Origin of the sequence: Streptomyces sp. NPDC046900, from assembly GCF_040644975.1 — a bacterium.
Taxonomy (GTDB): Bacteria; Actinomycetota; Actinomycetes; order Streptomycetales; family Streptomycetaceae; genus Streptomyces.
This window is the reverse complement of sequence record NZ_JBEYXD010000014.1, coordinates 32,704-51,097: the sequence shown is the minus strand read 5'-3', so window position 1 is coordinate 51,097 and position 18,394 is coordinate 32,704. Positions and strand designations below refer to the sequence as shown.

Genomic DNA, 18,394 nt, shown 5'->3' with positions numbered 1-18,394 from the left:
GAGGTCACTGACACGATGATCGGGTTGCGCAACGGGGTCTTCGCATCCTAGAAAAGCAGTCGGGTGGAGATATGCATCGCGGTGGCGGACTGGGCGAGGGGACCGATGACCTCGGTCCTCGGCGTGCCCGGCGGGGAAGGCACCGACGCGACGCGGAGGAGACGAGCGAGAGACGTCAGGCGCAGGGTGCGCAGGGTGGACCTGAGCGGATCGACCGGCTGTCGCGTATGGATGGCATGGACCACGCGAACCGTAGGTTGGACGGACTCGGGGCAGGAAGCGGGAATGGTGGCCGGGTGGGGGTGACGTACAAGTACTTCGGTGCGCCCGACGGCGCGACCGCGGCCCGGGTCCCGATCTCGATGCGTCCCGAAGAGCTCGGCGGCGACGAGCTGGGCATGGGCGGCATGTTCACCAAGATCAAGCCGGAGACGATGGCGGCGATGGTCCTCACCGGCATCGAGGGCGTCCCGCTGCACAAGGTCCCTCCGCTGGAACTGGTCGTCCTGCACCCCGACTACGCGGTGGTCAAGCTCCCCATGACGGTCGTCGACCCCCTGCGCGGCATCGGCGAGGAGGCGGTGGGCGCCGCGGCGTTCATCTGGTCCACGGTGCCCGACCGGGGCGGGCCGCGCGACGCCTTCAACGTGTACCAGTTGCTCCATGAATGGCAGGATTTCAGCCATCGACTGCATGAGGCGGGGCATCAGCCCTATTGCCTGGTGTGGCCCTGAACCGGCGTCACCGGACCACTCGACAGGGCAACTCCGACGGCGTTGTGACCCACGTGACATCGTGACCGGATGACAGCGTGACCGCACAAAGGGAAATGTGCGCCGAATTCCATATGGAGCGCCGCACTCGGCTCCGCAGCGGTCACGGCGACGGAATTCCGGACGTTTGTCGCGCACGGCCGGACAGACGGAAGGGGCGCCCCGGGATCCGGGGCGCCCCTCAGCCTTGTGGCGTCAGGCTCGCGGCGTCACCGCACGTTGATCGTCACCGTCGGCGACATCGCCTTGGCGTGGATCACCCGGAACTTCTCCATGCCGCGGTTGGGGAGCTTGACGGCGGAGAAGGTGAAGGTGTCGCCCTGCACCTTGAGGCTCTTCACGGTGACCCACTGACTGCCGATGTACCGCTGAAGCGTCAGCATGTCGCCGGCCCTCAGGCCCTCGGTGTGGCCGGCGAACGTCACGGACTGACCCGGCTTCAGCTCGGTGTGCGACGGCTGGACGGTGATCGAGGCGGCCGTCACGGTCGTGTTCTGCGCCGTCGAGGCAGGCGCGGCGGCGAAGGCACCTACGGCCCCGACCGCCACCAGGGTGACGGCGACGGCACCGACGGCGAGGACACGGGCAGAGCGGGTACGAAGCGTGGATTTCACGTTTGTCTCCTGTGCTGTGACAGATCCCCCACTGGACGGACCCCCACTTGCGCGCACCTTCGAGGCTTCCATGGAGCCGAACGGGCTGCGACCCGGCTGTCACTGGAATGCAGCAACGGAGACGACGAAAAGTTGGCCACTCTCTGTAGTAACAGCAGGTACAGGGGGTAATCGTAAGAGCCGACTTCTTACCTTCCCTTCATTTGATTCCGACCGTGCGCAAGATCGTCAACGCGAGTGCGCGTGCCACGTTCGTGACTTCGGCGAGCGAAACCCGCTCTCGTGCGCTGTGCGCGAGGCGTACGTCACCGGGCCCGTACTGCAGGGTCGGGATGCCCTCCGCCGCGTACAGCCGCAGATCGCTGCCGTACGGCGCCCCGCGCTCCCGCGGCCCGGGACCGCCCGTCGCGTCGGCGTGCGCCGTCGCCACGGCGTCCCGCAACGGGTGGCCTGCGGGCAGCCGGCCGCTCGCGAACTGGCCCCCCGGCCAGGTGACGACGGCCGGGTGCGCGCTGAGCCAGGGGTCGGCGGCGCAGGCCCGGGCAACGCACTCCTCCAGCTCGGCCCGGGCCGCGGCCGGGTCCTCGCCGAGCCGCACGCCCAGCCGGCCCTCGGCGACCAGCAGATCGGGCACGCTGCTCGCCCAGTCGCCGGAGCGGACGGTGCCGACCGACAGCGCGTAGGGGATGGGGTATTCCTTCATCAAGGGGTCCGGGTCGGTGTTGCGGTCCCCCTCCAGTGCGGCCAGGGCCCGGTGGACCGGTATGTACGCGTCCACGGCGCTCACCCCCTCGTCACGGGAGCTCGCGTGGGCCGCCCGGCCCGGTACGGAGATCCGGAAGGTCAGGGCACCCGCGTTGGCCGTCACCAGAGTGCCGCCGGTCGGCTCGGTGATGACGCACGCGTCGCCGGTGTGCCCGCGCCGCAGCGTGCCGAAGGCGCCGAGCCCGCCGTCCTCCTCGCCGACGACGAAGTGCACGGCGACGCGGCCGCGCAGCCGGGCCCCGCTCGCGCGCACCGCTTCCAGTGCGGCCAGATGCGCCACGAGTCCGGCCTTCATGTCGCAGGCGCCGCGGCCGTACACGACGTCCCCGGCGGCCCTCGCCACGAACGGGTCGCCCTTCCAGCTCGCCGGATCCCCCGGCGGTACGACGTCCACATGCCCCTGGAGGATCAGTGCCGGTCCGTCGTCCCCGTCCGGGGTCGAGGCGACCAGGCCCCAGGCCTCGTCCCTGGGTGCCTCGGCGCCGGGGAAGCCGGGGTCGGCGAGGAGTTCGGGCAGGTTCATGGACCACAGGTCGACGTCGAGCCCGAGCCGGTCGAGCCGCCGGGCCAGCTCGTGCTGGATCTCCGACTCGGCCGGGGTTCCGGTCACGCTCGGGATCGCGATCAGCTCCCGCAGCGTCCGGGCGATGGACGCCTCGTCGACGGCCGCCAGCGCGGCGGCCTCCTCGGGAGTGAACTCGGGTGCGGTCATGGACGGTTGCTCCTGTCACGACACGCCACGGCTTCCGGCAGCCGACGGCCCTGGGTGCGCCACCCTAGGCCCTGGGCGTGCCCGGCCACTCCCCGCGGTCGCAGCGGCCCGGTCCTCGGCGCACCCTCACCGACCAGGCACCACCTACCTGATGTCCACCTGTCTCCTCCAGGCGGCGCGACACCATCCGGTCGCCGTCCACGGGCCACCGGATTCGGTCTCTGCCTACGCTGGAACCCGGTCTCCTCGATGGCCGGAACCGCTCGCAGAGCCATATGCCAGGAGAGCACGCCGATGGCCGCTACGGAGCACACACGTCCGAGCCGCTTGCGGGCGTGGATGCTGGAGGGGCTGTCCGACATGGGCAAGGGCTCCGCGGCTCCGCACGCCCAGCCCGAGTCACCGCACAAGGGCCAGCCCTGGTGGCGGGTGATGTGCCTGACCGGCGTCGACTACTTCTCCACCCTCGGCTACCAGCCCGGCATCGCCGCCCTCGCCGCCGGACTGCTCTCCCCCATCGCCACCATCGTCCTCGTGATCGTCACCCTGGCCGGCGCCCTGCCGGTCTACCGGCGGGTGGCGCAGGAGAGCCCGCACGGCCAGGGCTCCATCGCCATGCTGGAACGGCTCCTCACCTTCTGGAAGGGCAAGCTCTTCGTCCTGACCCTGCTGGGCTTCGCCGCCACCGACTTCCTGATCACCATCACGCTCTCGGCCGCCGACGCCTCCACCCACCTGATCGAGAACCCGCATCTGACCGGCACCCTCCACGGCCACCAGATGATCATCACCCTGCTGCTCATCACCTTGCTGGGCGCGGTGTTCCTCAAGGGGTTCCTGGAGGCGATCGGCGTCGCCTTCGCCCTGGTCGGTATCTACCTCGCGCTGAACGCCGTGGTCGTGGCCGTCGGACTGTGGCATGTGCTGACGGCCATGCACGTGGTCACCGACTGGACGGGCGCTCTGACCACCGAGCACGGCAACGTCTTCGTCATGATCGGTGTGGCGCTGATCGTCTTCCCGAAGCTGGCGCTTGGTCTGTCGGGCTTCGAGACCGGTGTCGCCGTCATGCCCCATGTGCAGGGCGACCCCGGCGACACGGAGGAGCGGCCCACCGGCCGGATCCGGGAGACCAAGAAGCTGCTGACCACGGCCGCGGTCATCATGAGCGGCTACCTCATCACCACCAGCTTCATCACCACGCTGCTGATCCCGGAGAAGGAGTTCCGGGCGGGCGGCCGGGCCAACGGCCGTGCGCTGGCCTACCTGGCGCACGAGTATCTGGGGAACGCCTTCGGCACGGTCTACGACGTCTCCACCATCGCGATCCTGTGGTTCGCGGGAGCCTCCGCGATGGCCGGCCTGCTCAACCTGATGCCGCGCTACCTGCCCCGCTACGGCATGGCGCCGCACTGGGCGCGCGCCGTGCGGCCCATGGTCATCGTCTTCACCCTGGTCGCGTTCCTGGTCACCTGGATCTTCGACGCCAATGTGGACGCCCAGGGCGGCGCCTACGCCACCGGTGTGCTGGTCCTGATCAGCTCCGCGGCGATCGCGGTGACCATCGCCGCCCGCAAGGCCGCACAGCGCAGATGGACCATCGTGTTCGCGATCATCTCGGCCGTCTTCCTCTACACGACGGTCGTCAACGTGATCGAGCGGCCCGACGGTGTGAAGATCGGCGCCTGCTTCATCGCCGGGATCATCCTGCTCTCGCTGCTCTCCCGCCTCGCCCGCGCCTTCGAGCTGCGGGTGACCAGCGTGACCCTGGACACCCTCGCCGAACGCTTCGTCCGGGACATCGCCAGCCGCAAGATCCGGTTCATCGCCAACGAGCCGAACAACCGGGACGTCGCCGAGTACCGCGACAAGATCGAGCAGATCCGGAACGACAACGACCTGCCCCCGCAGGAGGACTTCGTCTTCGTGGAGGTGACGATCCGGGACCCGTCGGAGTTCGAGGCCGGTCTGACCGTCCGCGGCGAGGTCATGCACGGCCGCTACCGCGTGCTCACCCTGGAGTCGTCCTCCATCCCCAACGCCCTCGCCGCTCTGCTGCTGCACGCCCGGGACATGACCGGCTGCATCCCGCACATGTACTTCGAGTGGACCGAGGGGACCCCGTTCGCCAACTTCCTGCGCTTCTTCCTCTTCGGTCAGGGAGAGGTGGCACCCGTGACCCGGGAGGTGCTGCGGGAGGCGGAGCACGACCGGAAGCGGCGGCCGCGCGTGCACGTGGGCTGAGTTCAGGCCACCACGGCAGCCGCGTCGAACAGCCGCTCCGTCATGCCGATGCGCTCGTAGGCGGCGACGGCGGGCATGTTGCCCGCGTCCACCATGAGGGCCGCGCGGCCGTGCTCCCGGACAAGGGCGTCGACCACGAACCGGCACACGGCGGTGCCGAGGCCGTGCCCCCGGGCCTCGGGGGCGGTGACCACTCCGGCGACGAAGCCGCACCCGGCGGCGGACCAGGCGGCGACGGCGAGCAGCCCGCTCCCGCCGTGCACTCCGGCCCAGCGGCTCACCCCCGAGCGTCCCGGTTGGGCGTGGGACCGGGGGAACCAGCGCTCGAAGAGTGGTTCCGGCATCCGCTCCTCGGCCGCGTCCAGCCACCGCACTCCAAAGACGCCGGACGCGCCACCCGGGGCCGCGGTCTCCGTCCGGGGCGGGCGGCCCGGGGCCGCGGTCTCCATCCAGTAGAAGGGTTCGGTCGGGGCGAGCCCGGGGATCCGCCGCGCGAGGGCGGCGATCAAGCCGGCGTCCCCGAAGGGCCGGAAGCCGGGCCCCAGCTCGGCGAGCAGATCGCGTACAAGAGGAACGGCGTCGTCGGCGTCCCCGGAGACGGCGATCCGGTCCCGTCCGGAGAGCCCCGGCGCGGCGACGGCGAGGGCGGAACCGTACCGCCGCACCAGGTCGGGCCGGCCCTGCGCGGCCCACACGAGGTGCGTGGCGACGTCCCCCGCCCGCCCTGTCACTGGCGCCCCGCTCGCGCGCCACCGCCGATCGTGAACCCGATGACCGACCCTCCGCCCGGCCGCCGGTACGCGAACGCCGCTCCCCCGTGCGACGTGGCCACGTCCTGCACGATCGAGAGGCCGAGCCCCGAGCCGGGCAGGCTCCTGGCGTCGGCGGCACGGTAGAAGCGGTCGAAGATGCGCATGAGGTCGCTCTCCTCGACGCCGGGCCCGCGGTCGAGCACCTCCACGCGCACACTGCCCAGCGGCAGGCCGGTTCGCGGTGCGTCGGAGTCCTCCAGCTGGAACGGGTGCTCGGGACCTGTGACGACGATCTCGATCGGCGACGTGCCGTCACGGTCGAACTTGGCCGCGTTCTCCAGCAGGTTGGACACCGCGCGCTGCAACGCCGAGACCCGTCCGTCGACCGTCGTGTCACCGGTGACACGGACGACGATCTCGCGGCCCGTGCGGCGGCGCACGATCGTCGCCGCGTCCTCGGCGATGTCGGCGAGCCTCACCCGCTGCAACGGCTCCGTGTCCGACTGCCCGGCCGCCAGGTCGACCAGCTCGTTGACCAGGTCGGTGAGTTCACGGGACTCCTGGGCGAGGTCGGCGACCAGTTCCTCGCGCGCGGCGGGCGGCAGTTCGTCGATGCGACGCAGCAGCGAGATGTTCGTCCGCAGGGACGTCAGCGGCGTACGCAGTTCATGGCCCGCGTCCTGCACCAGGCGCCGCTGGTCCTCCTCGGACTGGGCCAGCCGCCCCAGCATGCGGTCGAAGGAGCGCCCGAGGCGGCCGACCTCGTCGTTCCCGGTGACCGGGACCTGGATGCCGACCCTGCGGGTGCGCGCCACGTCCTCGGCGGCACCGGCCAGCCGCACCAGCCGCCCCGTGATGCGCCGCGCCAGCCACCAGCCGAACAACCCGGCCGCTATCACCACCGCGCCCATCAGCAGGGCCGTCCGCTGCTGCAGGCTGCGCAGCAGGTCCTCGGTGCTGCTGAGCTCCTGGGCGACCTGCACGGCGCCCTGACCGTGCCCGAGCGCGACGGTCGCGACCCGGTAGACATCGCCGTCGACGTCGACGCTCTTGTGCTCCAGGAGCCTGGCCGCAGTGCCGCTCTCGGCGATCCTCCGGTCGTCGCCGCCCACGGGCAGCGCCGGATTGGAGTGGTCGACGACCGCGCCGCCCGGACCGAGCACCTGCACGACCGTGCGGCTGGGCCGGATGATGTCGTCGCGCGGGGTGTCGTGGTCCTTGTCGGAGATGGCGAAGTCGTCCGGCATCAGCTGCTTCTGGCGGACCTGGTCCCGCAGGTCGGCGACGACCTGGGCGAAGACGGTCTGCTGGTCGACGCGGACCAGCCGGGCCGCGGCGTCGTAGCTCAGAAAGCCGACAAGGACGGTGACACCGGCGGCCACCGCCGCGAACGACACCGTGAAGGTGGTCCGCAGCGAGGAGATCCGCCGCAGCCTGGACCTCAGCCGCAGCCGGCGGCGCAGCCCTCTCGGCAGCCTGCGCCACAGCCGCATTCCCACTCCGGCGTCCGCCTCGGCGCCGGAATCCACTGGTGGAGGCACTAGTCCTCCCTCAGCACATACCCCACGCCGCGCACCGTGTGGATGAGCGCCGGGGCCCCCGGCTCGTCCAGCTTGCGTCGCAGATAGCCCACGTAGACGGCGAGGTTCTTGGATCCGGGGCCGAAGTCGTAGCCCCAGATGCGGTCGTAGATGGTGGCGTGGTCGAGGACGATGCCCGCGTTGCGGGCCAGTAGCTCCAGCAGATCGAACTCGGTCCTCGTGAGCTCCAGCTCGCGCTCACCGCGCCACGCGCGGCGCGCCTGTACATCCATGCGCAGCCCGGCGACGGACACCTGGCCGGTCGGGATCTTCTGCTCCTCCTTCGGCAGCTCGGGAGCGGAGCCGTTGGTGCGCCGCAGCAGGGCCCGCAGCCGGGCGAAGACCTCCTCGACGTCGAACGGTTTGACGACGTAGTCGTCGGCGCCCGCGTCCAGGCCGGCGATCCGGTCGGCGGTCTCCACCAGTGCGGTGAGCATCAGGATCGGAGTGCGGTCGCCCTCGGCGCGCAGCACCCGGCACACCTGCAGGCCGTCGATGCCGGGCATCATCACATCGAGAACGAGCACGTCGGGCTGAGTGCGGTGAGCCTGTGCGAGGGCCTCGATCCCGTCAGCCACAGCGGTCACCTGGTAACCCTCCAGTGTCAGTGCTCGTTCCAGGGCATGGCGGATGGCACGGTCGTCCTCGGCGAGCAGCACTGTCTGGGTCACCCCACCAGTCTGCCAAGGTCACAGTGGTGCACCACCGGCTGAGCCGGACGGGGGGCGGGCTTCTTACCCGCCTCTCACCGCTGCGCGCGCGGTGACTTACCTGGTCGGGCCAGTGTGTTGGATACGTCACGTCGGCGCGTTCCCCGAGTGGGTGCGCCGGGGCGGAGCCATGGAGGCGGGCCGGGACGGAGCGGTCGAAGGCACCGGCCGACAAGTTGGGGCTCGTCGCCGGGTGGTACCGACCGCCCTCCGGTCCCGCCGTCTCTCCGCGGCCGTCGCGACGGACGAACACCTGAAGACGACGACACCGAAGCCGTGGAACGGCGAACGGGTCCGCGCGGCGCACACACCGCCGGACCCGCCGCCCGAGAGGTTCGCCCGGCCCGCCATCCCAGGGCGCGCCAGGTGAGGAGACCCGCCCGGCCGGGCCCGGAGCCCCCCGGTCGGGGACCGGCCGGTGCGGCCAGGGGTGGGCCGAACGCAGGACGGCGGCGGCCCACCCCGACCCATGTCCGACGACAGGTCATCGCGAACCGCCGCCCGGCGCCGCGCCCGGACGGGACCGGGCGGCGCCTAGTTCCGCAGCGCGGCGAGCTGCTCCTCGAAGGGGATCACCCGGAAGCCGTGCGCGTGCGTCGCGCCGGTCTCCGCCGCGGACGCGCGGTCCCCGTCCGTGCCGCTCGCCCGGTCGCCCGCGGCCGGCCCCGGCAGGGGCACGACGGGAGCGGCCACCGGATGAGCGGGCTCCGGCACGGACCAGGCGCGTTCCGCTCCGGTGCCGGTCTGCCGAAGGGACCCCGCGGCCATCAGACCGGCCAGCTCCTGCGCCGCCCGGTCGATCCGCTCGGCGAGACCCTCGGCGCCCCAGTCCTCCGACGCCGCGTAGACCCCGGTCGGGACGACCACGGCCCGCAGGTAGGTGAAGAGCGGGCGCAGGGCGTAGTCCAGGACGAGGGAGTGCCGGGCGGTGCCACCGGTCGCCGCGATCAGGACCGGCTTGCCCACCAGGGCGTCCTTGTCCAGCACGTCGAAGAACGACTTGAACAGGCCGCTGTACGACGCGGAGAACACCGGCGTGACGACGATCAGCCCGTCGGCCTGCGTCACCGCGTCGAGCGCCTCCTCGAGCGCACGCCCGGGGAAGCCGTTGGTGAAGTTGTGCGCGATCTCCACGGCGAGGTCACGCAGTTCGACGACCCGGAGGTCGGCGGGGGTGCGCCGGTCCACGGCGGCGGCCAGCCGGTCGGCGAGCAGCCGGGTGGAGGACGGGACGCTCAGCCCCGCCGAGACGACGACGAGTTTCATACGGCGGTCACCTCCTCAGCCCCTTCCGGGGTCTGCTCGGACTGCTCGGACTGCTTGGCGGCGAGCAACGACTGGTGCGTCGGCGCGTCCGGCACGTTCGCCGGGCGGTCCTTCGCGAACTCCTTGCGCAGCACCGGCACGACCTCCTCGCCGAGCATGTCGAGCTGCTCGAGGACGGTCTTCAGCGGCAGCCCCGCGTGGTCCATCAGGAACAGCTGGCGCTGGTAGTCGCCGGCGTAGTCGCGGAAGGACAGCGTCTTCTCGATGACCTGCTGCGGGGAGCCGACGGTCAGCGGGGTCTGGTCGGTGAAGTCCTCCAGGGACGGGCCGTGCCCGTACACCGGCGCGTTGTCGAAGTACGGCCGGAACTCGCGCACAGCGTCCTGGGAGTTCTTCCGCATGAACACCTGTCCGCCCAGGCCGACGATCGCCTGCTCGGGCGTGCCGTGCCCGTAGTGCGCGTAGCGCTCCCGGTACAGCTCGACCATCCGCTTGGTGTGGTCGGCGGGCCAGAAGATGTTGTTGTGGAAGAAGCCGTCACCGTAGTAGGCGGCCTGCTCGGCGATCTCCGGCGAGCGGATGGAGCCGTGCCAGACGAACGGCGGCACGTCGTCCAGCGGGCGCGGCGTGGAGGTGAAGCTCTGCAACGGGGTGCGGAAGCGGCCTTCCCAGTCCACCACGTCCTCGCGCCACAGCCGGTGCAGCAGCGCGTAGTTCTCGATGGCGAGGTTGATGCCCTGGCGGATGTCCTGCCCGAACCAGGGGTAGACCGGGCCGGTGTTGCCGCGCCCCATCATCACGTCCACCCGGCCGTCCGCGAGCTGCTGGAGCATCGCGAAGTCCTCGGCGATCTTCACCGGGTCGTTGGTGGTGATGAGGGTGGTGGAGGTGGACAGGACGAGCTTCTCCGTCTTGGCCGCTATGTAGCCGAGCATCGTGGTCGGCGAGGACGGCACGAAGGGCGGGTTGTGGTGCTCACCCGTCGCGAAGACGTCGAGGCCGACCTCCTCGGCCTTGAGCGCGATGGCGACCATGGCCTTGATCCGCTCGCGCTCGGTCGGCGTCCGTCCCGTCGTCGGGTCCATGGTGACGTCTCCGACGCTGAAGATCCCGAACTGCATGCCCGCTCACACCCTCCAGGTTGTTTACGATTCAACTATACCCGCAGAACGAAGCGGCCCGCCCGCGTATTCCTCCCGCTGACAGTGCTCGATGTCACTGCCCGCTCGTAGGATCCGGGCATGGCCGCCCCTCGCCGTGACACACGAGGCATCGTCGACGCCGCGGAGCTCTTCTCGCGCGTGGCCTTCCGGCGCTTCGAACCGGCCGAACCCCTGCGCCCGTACCTCGAGCACTACTGGCTGATCGACTGGGACCTCCCGGAGCCGTACGCGTCCCATGTCGTACCGCACCCGTCGGTGAACGTGGTCTTCCAGCAGTACGGCGACCAGGCTCCCTGGGGCGAGGTGGCGGGCATCGGGCTGGAGCTGTTCACGCAGAAGCTCCAGGGCCGGGGCCGGGTGTGCGGGATCCAGTTCCGCCCCGGCGGCTTCCGCCCCTTCGCACCCGGCCGTCCCGTGGCGGACTGGACCGGCCGCCGCGTTCCGGCGGCCGATGTCCTCCCCGGCGCCGACCCCGTGAGCATCGTCACTCCCGGCGACGCGCACGAGCGCGTGGCGGCCCTGGACGCCTTCCTGCTGGGGCTCGGCCCGCACCCGGACCCGCAGGCCGACCTGGCGATGACCCTCGTCGACCGCATCCACACCGACCGCACGATCCGTCGCGTCGCCGACTTCGCACGGACGGAGGGCGTGTCCGTACGGGTCCTGCAGCGCCTCTTCGCGGCCTATGTGGGCGTGGGTCCCAAGTGGGTCGTCCTGCGCTACCGCATCCATGAGGCCCTGGAGCGCGCGGAGACCGAGCGGGCGGTGGACTGGGCGGGTCTGGCGGCCGAGCTCGGCTACGCGGACCAGGCCCATCTCGTCAGGGACTTCACGGCGACGGTGGGGGTGCCGCCGACGGCATACGTGCAGCACCGCGCCCCGTGAGGAACGCGGTGCCGGATCTCTGAGCGGCTTCGCCGCGCGGGCGCGACCGGCCGCACCGCACCCGCGCTAGGGAACGAGCACGACCCGTCCCCGCACCCCGCCCTCGGCCAGCCACGCATGCGCCTTGGCGGCGTCTGCCAGCGAGAACGTCGCGGCCAGCCGCAGCGTCAGCGCGCCTTCGTCGACCAGCCCGACCAGCTCCGCGAGCCGGGCCCCGTCGGCACCCACCTGGATGGCGGCCGTCTCGATGCCTCGCACGGGACCCGGCTGCGCATGCGGAATGACCCCCATGTACGCCCCGCCGTCCCGCACCCACTCCAGCGCCGTCTCCCCGAGAACCGCCGCGTCCAGCACCGCGTCGAAGCTCCCCGCGTCGGCGCCCCCGGTCACCAGCCGTCCCGCCCCCAGCGACCGTACGAACCGCTCGTCGCTCTCACGGGCGAGCGCGGTCACCTCGATCCCCCGGCGGACGGCGAGCTGGACGGCGTACCCGCCGACCGCGCCCGCGGCACCTGTCACCAGCAGCGACCGTCCCGGACCGAGGTCCAGCAGGTCCAGCGCCTGAGCGGCGGTCAGCGCGTTCAGCGGCAGCGTCGCGGCGAGCACGGAGTCCACCGTCGCCGGGGCCTTCGCCACCGCGTCCGCGTCCGCGTCCACGACGACGTAGTCCGCGTGCGTGCCCAGCGGCTTCACCATCCCGTACTGGAGGGCCACCACCTCGTCACCGACGTTCCAGGCGGTGCCCTCGCCCGTCGCGTCGACGGTCCCGGCGACATCCCAGCCGAGGCCGATCCGTCCGTCGGCAGGGCCGAAGATCCCGGCGCGCACCCCGGCGTCCACCGGGTTCAGCGCGGCCGCCGCGACCTTGATCCGCACCTGACGCGCGGCCGGCTCCGGCGTCTCCACCTCCACGATCTCCACGGCCTCGGGCCCGCCGAACGTCGTCACCACAGCAGCACGCATGACTGTTCTCCAGGATTACGTAGGGGATATGCGCAGAAAGTTCCGGTATCTACGCTGCTGTCACAACCCTAGGAACAGCTACTATCTGAAAGATAGTAGGCACCTGAAGGTGCGTACCTCACCGGGAGGTGCACGCATGGCCACCATGACCGCGGCGCAGCGGCGCGAGCAGGCGCGGATCGAGTACGACGCGTTCATCAAGAGCTGCCCGACGCACCAGCTCCTCGGCAGCATCAGCGACAAGTGGGTCGGCCTGGTCGTCAGCGCGCTGTCCGCCGGTTCGATGCGCTACAGCGACCTGGGCCGCAAGATCGCGGGGGTGAGCCCCAAGATGCTGACGCAGACGCTGCGTTCGCTGGAGCGCGACGGCATCGTGAGCCGGACCGTCACCCCGTCCGTGCCGGTGCGCGTGGACTACGAACTCACCCTGCTCGGCCGCAGCCTCAGCGACCTGCTGTCCGCCGTGAAGGGCTGGGCGGAGGCCCATATCGAGGAGGTCCACGAGGCGCGGGAGCTGTACGACGAGGGGAGCCGGGCGGGCTCCTGACCGCTCAGAAGGCGTACCGGTCCCCCGTGCCCAGCGCCACAACCTGCTGGCGGCCGCTGCTCGGGTCGCGGTCCACCGCGCCGCCGCACCACACGGAGTCGATGTCCAGCCGCACCTCGTCGGTCGTGGCGTCCGCGAGGCGCAACCGCAGATGGATCTCCTTGCCCTCGCCGTTCGCGGCGATCGCCCCCGTGCGGCACAGCACCGTGCTCGCGTCGTACCGGGCACAGCCCTCGGCCAGCTGCTGCTGGTCCGTCAGCGGCTTGGACCAGTGGAGCCGCACGGTGGCGTCCTCGATGCTGGAGGCCCCGCGGTTCGTCGGGGTCAGGCGCACATTGACCTCGCCGAGGCCCATGTCCACATACCCGTGATAGGTGAGGCCGGCCTCACCGCCCACGGCCGCGGCGGGAACGGCCGCACCCACCACCACGGCCGCGCCCAGCGCGCCGGACATCCACTTCCTCATCGTCGGTTCCTCCGCATCGGCCCGGACATCACCGCATGTATCCCACTTGTGCGGCACGGCAGGCGCCGCCGGGCAGGTGACCCGCGCGCGGCCGGGCGAGACGGGGCCCCGATCCGGGTGCCGGGCGCCTCGTGCGAAGGTGGCGGCATGCTCATCCTCAGGTCCGCCGCCCTGTTCCTCGTGGCCGCTTTCTTCGAGATCGGCGGCGCCTGGCTCGTGTGGCAGGGCGTGCGCGAACATCGCGGCTGGGTGTGGATCGGCGCGGGTGTCATGGCCCTCGGTGTCTACGGTTTCGTCGCCACCTTCCAGCCGGACGCCCACTTCGGCCGCATCCTCGCCGCGTACGGCGGAATCTTCGTGGCCGGCTCCCTGGCCTGGGGCATGGTCGCGGACGGCTACCGGCCGGACCGCTGGGATGTGACCGGCGCCCTGATCTGCCTCGCCGGGATGGCAGTGATCATGTGGGCGCCGCGAGGCCACTGACCCCCGTGCGGCAGCCGGCCGGCCACCACTCGGGCACTCCCGCCGGCCGCCCGGCCCCGCCACCTATCCTGGGCGGAGGTGGCCCGTACGACCGTACGCGCGACCGCCGGACCGAGCCCGCAGCCCGAGGAGCCGCCCCATGACCGCCGCCGCACCTGCCGCCGCCTCCCGCATCGCCGTCATCACCGGGGCGAGCAGCGGCATCGGGGCCGCGACGGCCCGGCAGCTCGCCGAGGCGGGCTACCGCGTCGTCGTCACCGCCCGGCGCAAGGACCGCATCGAGGCGCTCGCGGAGGAGCTCACCGCGGCCGGCCACTCGGCGACGGCGTACGCGCTGGACGTCACGGACCGTGCGGCGGTCGACGAGTTCGCGACGGCCTTCAGGACGATCGGCGTCCTGGTGAACAACGCGGGCGGCGCGCTCGGCGCCGACCCGGTCGCCACCGGCGACCCCGAGGACTGGCGCCGGATGTACGAGACGAACGTGCTCGGCACCCTGAACGTCACCCAGGCCCTGCTCCCCGCGCTGACGGCGAGCGGCGACGGCACGGTGGTGGTCCTGTCCTCCACCGCCGGCCACGGCACGTACGAGGGCGGCGCCGGTTATGTCGCCGCCAAGCACGCCGAGCACGTCCTCGCCGAGACCCTCCGGCTGGAGATCGTGGGCACCCCGGTCCGGGTGATCGAGGTCGCGCCCGGCATGGTGCGGACGGAGGAGTTCGCGCTGACCCGCTTCGGCGGCGACACGGAGAAGGCGGCGAAGGTGTACCAGGGCGTCGCCGAGCCGCTCACCGCCGACGACGTGGCCGACACGATCACCTGGGCGGTCACCCGCCCCAGCCACGTCAACGTCGACCTCCTGGTGGTCCGCCCGCGTGCCCAGGCGTCGAACACCAAGGTCCACCGGGAGCTGTGATGCCCGAACCGGCGCCGGCCGACGAACCCGCGGGCACCGGGGACGAGGAACGCCTGTCCCTGGAGAAGAAACGCCAGCGCTTTGTCTGGTACTACCTCGCGTACTTCCTCTTCGGTATCCACATCGTGGCGTTCGTGATGATCTACGCGGTGAGGCACGCGAAGTGAATCCACGGGCGGACGGCCGCGGGGGCCGGCGTGAGCAAGGCCCCCGGCATCCACCGGGGGCCCGTGCGTCAGCACTTCGCCGCGTCAGCCCTTCACGCAGACGACCTGCTTCAACTTCGCCACGACCTGCACCAGGTCGCTCTGCTGCTCGATGACCTGCTCGATGGGCTTGTAGGCGCCGGGGATCTCGTCCACGACTCCGGAGTCCTTGCGGCACTCCACGCCCCGCGTCTGCTCCTCCAGGTCCTGCGCCGTGAAGCGGCGCTTGGCCGCGTTGCGGCTCATGCGCCGACCCGCGCCGTGCGATGCCGAGTTGAACGACTTCTCGTTGCCGAGGCCCTTCACGATGTAGGAGCCCGTGCCCATCGACCCCGGGATGATCCCGAAGTCACCGGAGCCCGCCCGGATCGCGCCCTTGCGGGTCACGAGCAGGTCCATGCCCTCGTACCGCTCCTCCGCCACGTAGTTGTGGTGGCAGGAGATCTCCTGCTCGAAGGTCGGCTTCGCCTTCTTGAACTCCTTGCGGACCACGTTCTTCAGGAGAGCCATCATCAGCGAACGGTTGTACTTCGCGTACTCCTGTGCCCAGTACAGGTCGTTGCGGTACGCCGCCATCTGCGGGGTGTCCGCCACGAAGACGGCGAGGTCGCGGTCGACGAGGTCCTGGTTGTGCGGGAGCTTCTGGGCCACGCCGATGTGGTGCTCGGCCAGTTCCTTGCCGATGTTGCGGGAACCGGAGTGGAGCATCAGCCACACGGCACCGGTCGTGTCCGTGCACACCTCGACGAAGTGGTTGCCCGAACCGAGCGTGCCCATCTGCTTGGTGGCGCGCTCCTCGCGGAACTTCACCGCCTCGGCGACGCCGCCGAACCGGCCCCAGAAGTCGTCCCACCCGGAGGTGGCCATACCGTGGAACCGCCCGGGGTCGACGGGCTCGTCGTGCATCCCCCGGCCGACCGGGATCGCCTGCTCGATCTTCGAGCGCAGCCGCGACAGGTCGCCCGGAAGGTCGTTCGCCGTCAGGGACGTCTTCACCGCCGACATCCCGCAGCCGATGTCCACGCCCACCGCCGCCGGACACACCGCGTCCCGCATGGCGATGACCGAGCCGACCGTCGCGCCCTTGCCGTAGTGGACGTCCGGCATGACCGCGAGGCCCTTGATCCACGGCAGCGTCGCCACGTTCTGCAGCTGCTGCATCGCGGCGCCCTCGACCGTCGCGGGGTCCGTCCACAGCCGGATCGGGACCTGGGCCCCCGGCACTTCCACGTACGACATTTCTTCCCCATTCCCCCGGAAACGTGTCACAAGTCGTTAATCGCAAAACCGGCGCCAAGGTCGACGTAAGGGACAACGGACCGGCATCCACGGCCGTGCGTGCGATAGACATTGTCTCCAGGGGCCCGCCTCACGCGGCAACCGAATAACCAGCGGACACAGGCCCCGTGGAACCGTCGAGAGGAGCCTCACCGTGCAGCGGAAGGCGTACGTACCGGGCGCCGTCGTACTCCTCGCGGCTCTGCTGGCCGCCTGCACCGGCAGTTCCGGCAGCGGCGGCGCGGCGGAGGACTCCAAGGCCGGCAGCGCCACCACGAGCGCTCCGGCCGCCCAGCCCGGCAAGTACCGCACGCTCTCCGACGCCTGCGGCGCGGTGAGCCACGACACCCTCGACTCGCTGCTGCCCGGCATCAAGCAGATAGCGGACCAGGAGCAGCGCGACAGGGCCTACGCGGGCGAGGCCGCGGCCACGTACAACAACGACCGGCGCTCCGGCTGCCGCTGGAAGGCCGAGTCGCCCGGCGCCACGGACCACCTGTTCGTCGACCTCGAGCGCGTGGTGTCGTACGACAACACGGTCTCCGACGACAGCCGGGCCCAAGAGGTGTACGCCACCAAGGAGAAGGCCGCGAACCTTCCCGAGCCGCCTTCCGCTTCCGCGACCGGCGCGTTCTCCTCGGCCAGTGGCACCGCGAAGGCGAGCGCGCCCCCCTCGCCCTCCGCGTCGGCTTCCGGCTCGGCCTCCGCCTCGGACTCAGCGAGCCCGTCCGCCACCGAGACCCCGACCGGCCTGGAGCCGCGCACGCTCGACGGCCTCGGCGACGAGGCGTTCCTCGACGACCAGCTGAGCACCGCCGAGCAGCGCACCGTGACTGTGGTGTTCCGCACGTCCAACGTGATCGTGACCATCGAGTACGACGAGCAGCCGGCCACCACCGCACAGGCCCCGGACAGCAAGGACCTGCAGGACAAGGCCAGGAAACTGGCTCAGCAGCTGGCCGGTTCGCTCGGCTGACGAGCCCCCGGGCCGGCCCCGTGAAGGATGCCGAACCTCGTACCGCATGCGTTCCCACCGCGTACCGTGGCCCCTCGGACCCGATCCGACCGCACGATCCACGAGCGTCATGAGTGAAGGAACCATGCACCGACCTGCACAGCGAGACCAGCGAGATCAGCACGATCAGGGCAAGGGCCGGCCGAACCGCCGGGGCCCCCGCCTTCGCCGACTCCTCGTCTGCGCGGCCGCCGTTCCGGCGGTGCTCGTCGCCGCCGGCTGCTCCTCCTCGGACTCCGGTTCCGCCTCCGGCGGCGACGCCAAGCAGCAGACCTCGAGCGCGCGGCCCTCGCAGAGCGCCTCGCCGAACGCCGTCCAGCCGGCCGCGTACTCCACGCTGCCCGAGCCCTGCGGCGTCCTGTCCCAGAAGACCCTGGGCGATTTGGTACCCAAGGGGGCCAAGTCCGGCAAGAAGGGCACGACAGACGACTCGGCGTCGCGTTCCAGCTGCTCCTGGAGCAGCCTGGAGAACAACGGCGTCAAGGGCTCCCAGTTCCGCTGGCTCAACGTCTCCCTGCTGCGCTTCGAGTCGAACGCCACGCGCGGCGAGGGCGACAAGCTCGCCAAGGACTACTTCACCAAGCAGGTGCACGACGCCCAGTCCGTCGAAGGCGCGAAGAACACCAAGGCGCAACCGGTCGCCGGGGTGGGCGACGAGACCACCGCGGTGCGCTACGACCTCAAGAAGAAGGAAGGATCCTTCAAGCAGCAGACGGTCGTGGCGCGCGTGGAGAACGTCGTCGTCACCCTCGACTACAACGGAGCGGGCCTGGCGGGCGACAAGACGCCGGACGCCGACGACCTGGCGAAGGCGGCCGAGAGCGCGGCCAAGGAGGCCGTGGCCGCGGTGACGGCGGCGAACAAGGACGGCGGCAAGGCGGGCACCTCCCCGTCGCAGGGAGCGTCCAAGAACGCCTCGCCGTCGAAGCCGGCGTCGCCGGGCGCGTCCAGGAGCGCCTCCCCGTCGGCTTCGGCCGCCACGAAGGGCTGACCGGATCGTTAAGTACGAACTCGTCTGCCGCTGAATCCTTGGCGCCACCAGGACAGTTGTCGGAG

The 18,394-nt window shown here is 71.1% G+C and carries 19 protein-coding genes; 9 read left to right on the top strand and 10 right to left on the bottom strand.

Going from position 1 to position 18,394, the window contains the following annotated elements; all coding sequences use genetic code 11:
* Positions 1-71 precede the first annotated feature (71 nt).
* A complete protein-coding gene (locus tag ABZ904_RS16590; protein WP_359395148.1) occupies positions 72-734 on the top strand; it encodes a hypothetical protein in 663 nt (220 codons plus the stop codon).
* A gap of 248 nt (positions 735-982) precedes the next feature.
* Here the strand turns inward: ABZ904_RS16590 and ABZ904_RS16585 are convergent, their stop codons facing one another.
* Together ABZ904_RS16585 and ABZ904_RS16580 are read right to left on the bottom strand one after the other, a co-directional pair.
* Positions 983-1,387 carry a hypothetical protein gene (locus tag ABZ904_RS16585; RefSeq protein WP_359395146.1) on the bottom strand — a complete coding sequence of 135 codons (405 nt, stop codon included), beginning with the start codon at positions 1,385-1,387 and terminating at the stop codon, positions 983-985.
* A gap of 199 nt (positions 1,388-1,586) precedes the next feature.
* Positions 1,587-2,864 (bottom strand): ArgE/DapE family deacylase, encoded by a 1,278-nt coding sequence (locus ABZ904_RS16580; RefSeq protein WP_360990237.1) that lies wholly within the window; start codon positions 2,862-2,864, stop codon positions 1,587-1,589.
* A 294-nt stretch (positions 2,865-3,158) separates the two neighbouring features.
* Between ABZ904_RS16580 and ABZ904_RS16575 the strand changes: the two genes are divergently transcribed.
* Positions 3,159-5,108: an amino acid transporter gene (locus tag ABZ904_RS16575; protein ID WP_361823845.1), complete on the top strand. Its 1,950-nt coding sequence runs from the start codon at positions 3,159-3,161 to the stop codon at positions 5,106-5,108.
* 2 nt (positions 5,109-5,110) lie between these two features.
* Here the strand turns inward: ABZ904_RS16575 and ABZ904_RS16570 are convergent, their stop codons facing one another.
* The 5 genes from ABZ904_RS16570 to ABZ904_RS16550 form a co-directional block, all read right to left on the bottom strand.
* Positions 5,111-5,839, bottom strand: coding sequence for a GNAT family N-acetyltransferase (locus ABZ904_RS16570; RefSeq protein ID WP_360990231.1), 729 nt, complete (start codon positions 5,837-5,839; stop codon positions 5,111-5,113).
* Positions 5,836-7,353, bottom strand: coding sequence for a HAMP domain-containing sensor histidine kinase (locus ABZ904_RS16565; protein ID WP_359395321.1), 1,518 nt, complete (start codon positions 7,351-7,353; stop codon positions 5,836-5,838). Before ABZ904_RS16565 ends, ABZ904_RS16570 begins: the two co-directional genes overlap by 4 nt.
* 47 nt (positions 7,354-7,400) lie before the next feature.
* A complete protein-coding gene (locus ABZ904_RS16560; protein WP_359395138.1) occupies positions 7,401-8,111 on the bottom strand; it encodes a response regulator transcription factor in 711 nt (236 codons plus the stop codon).
* Between the two features lie 573 nt (positions 8,112-8,684).
* Entirely contained in the window at positions 8,685-9,416 is a 732-nt protein-coding gene (locus tag ABZ904_RS16555) for an FMN reductase (protein WP_359395136.1), read from the bottom strand.
* A complete protein-coding gene (locus ABZ904_RS16550) occupies positions 9,413-10,537 on the bottom strand; it encodes an LLM class flavin-dependent oxidoreductase (protein WP_360990226.1) in 1,125 nt (374 codons plus the stop codon). The genes ABZ904_RS16555 and ABZ904_RS16550 overlap by 4 nt, the downstream gene beginning before the upstream one ends.
* A 120-nt stretch (positions 10,538-10,657) precedes the next feature.
* Here ABZ904_RS16550 and ABZ904_RS16545 point away from each other — a divergent pair, with 120 nt between their 5' ends.
* Positions 10,658-11,464 (top strand): helix-turn-helix transcriptional regulator, encoded by an 807-nt coding sequence (locus tag ABZ904_RS16545; protein ID WP_360990223.1) that lies wholly within the window; start codon positions 10,658-10,660, stop codon positions 11,462-11,464.
* Between the two features lie 66 nt (positions 11,465-11,530).
* Here the strand turns inward: ABZ904_RS16545 and ABZ904_RS16540 are convergent, their stop codons facing one another.
* Positions 11,531-12,427 (bottom strand): NADP-dependent oxidoreductase, encoded by an 897-nt coding sequence (locus ABZ904_RS16540; protein WP_359405329.1) that lies wholly within the window; start codon positions 12,425-12,427, stop codon positions 11,531-11,533.
* 136 nt (positions 12,428-12,563) lie between these two features.
* Between ABZ904_RS16540 and ABZ904_RS16535 the strand changes: the two genes are divergently transcribed.
* Positions 12,564-12,974 carry a helix-turn-helix domain-containing protein gene (locus ABZ904_RS16535; RefSeq protein WP_360990219.1) on the top strand — a complete coding sequence of 137 codons (411 nt, stop codon included), beginning with the start codon at positions 12,564-12,566 and terminating at the stop codon, positions 12,972-12,974.
* A gap of 4 nt (positions 12,975-12,978) precedes the next feature.
* On the opposite strand, the gene ABZ904_RS16530 is transcribed toward ABZ904_RS16535, so the two are convergent.
* Complete coding sequence (locus ABZ904_RS16530) at positions 12,979-13,440, bottom strand: hypothetical protein (RefSeq protein WP_359405336.1); 462 nt, start codon at positions 13,438-13,440, stop codon at positions 12,979-12,981.
* A 147-nt stretch (positions 13,441-13,587) separates the two neighbouring features.
* On the opposite strand from ABZ904_RS16530, the gene ABZ904_RS16525 reads away from it, so the two are divergent.
* From ABZ904_RS16525 to ABZ904_RS16515, 3 genes are all read left to right on the top strand, one after another.
* Positions 13,588-13,923 (top strand): YnfA family protein, encoded by a 336-nt coding sequence (locus ABZ904_RS16525; protein ID WP_359405339.1) that lies wholly within the window; start codon positions 13,588-13,590, stop codon positions 13,921-13,923.
* Positions 13,924-14,062: 139 nt separating this feature from the next.
* A complete protein-coding gene (locus tag ABZ904_RS16520; protein ID WP_360990215.1) occupies positions 14,063-14,839 on the top strand; it encodes an SDR family NAD(P)-dependent oxidoreductase in 777 nt (258 codons plus the stop codon).
* On the top strand, positions 14,839-15,006 hold the full coding sequence (locus tag ABZ904_RS16515; RefSeq protein ID WP_359405345.1) for a hypothetical protein: 168 nt from the start codon (positions 14,839-14,841) through the stop codon (positions 15,004-15,006). The genes ABZ904_RS16520 and ABZ904_RS16515 overlap by 1 nt, the downstream gene beginning before the upstream one ends.
* An 84-nt stretch (positions 15,007-15,090) precedes the next feature.
* Here ABZ904_RS16515 and ABZ904_RS16510 read toward each other — a convergent pair whose 3' ends face one another.
* Positions 15,091-16,284 carry an RtcB family protein gene (locus ABZ904_RS16510; RefSeq protein WP_360990212.1) on the bottom strand — a complete coding sequence of 398 codons (1,194 nt, stop codon included), beginning with the start codon at positions 16,282-16,284 and terminating at the stop codon, positions 15,091-15,093.
* A 193-nt stretch (positions 16,285-16,477) separates the two neighbouring features.
* Here ABZ904_RS16510 and ABZ904_RS16505 point away from each other — a divergent pair, with 193 nt between their 5' ends.
* Positions 16,478-17,299, top strand: coding sequence for a DUF3558 domain-containing protein (locus ABZ904_RS16505; protein WP_359405351.1), 822 nt, complete (start codon positions 16,478-16,480; stop codon positions 17,297-17,299).
* A gap of 124 nt (positions 17,300-17,423) precedes the next feature.
* Positions 17,424-18,329 carry a DUF3558 family protein gene (locus ABZ904_RS16500; protein WP_360990209.1) on the top strand — a complete coding sequence of 302 codons (906 nt, stop codon included), beginning with the start codon at positions 17,424-17,426 and terminating at the stop codon, positions 18,327-18,329.
* Positions 18,330-18,394 lie beyond the last annotated feature (65 nt).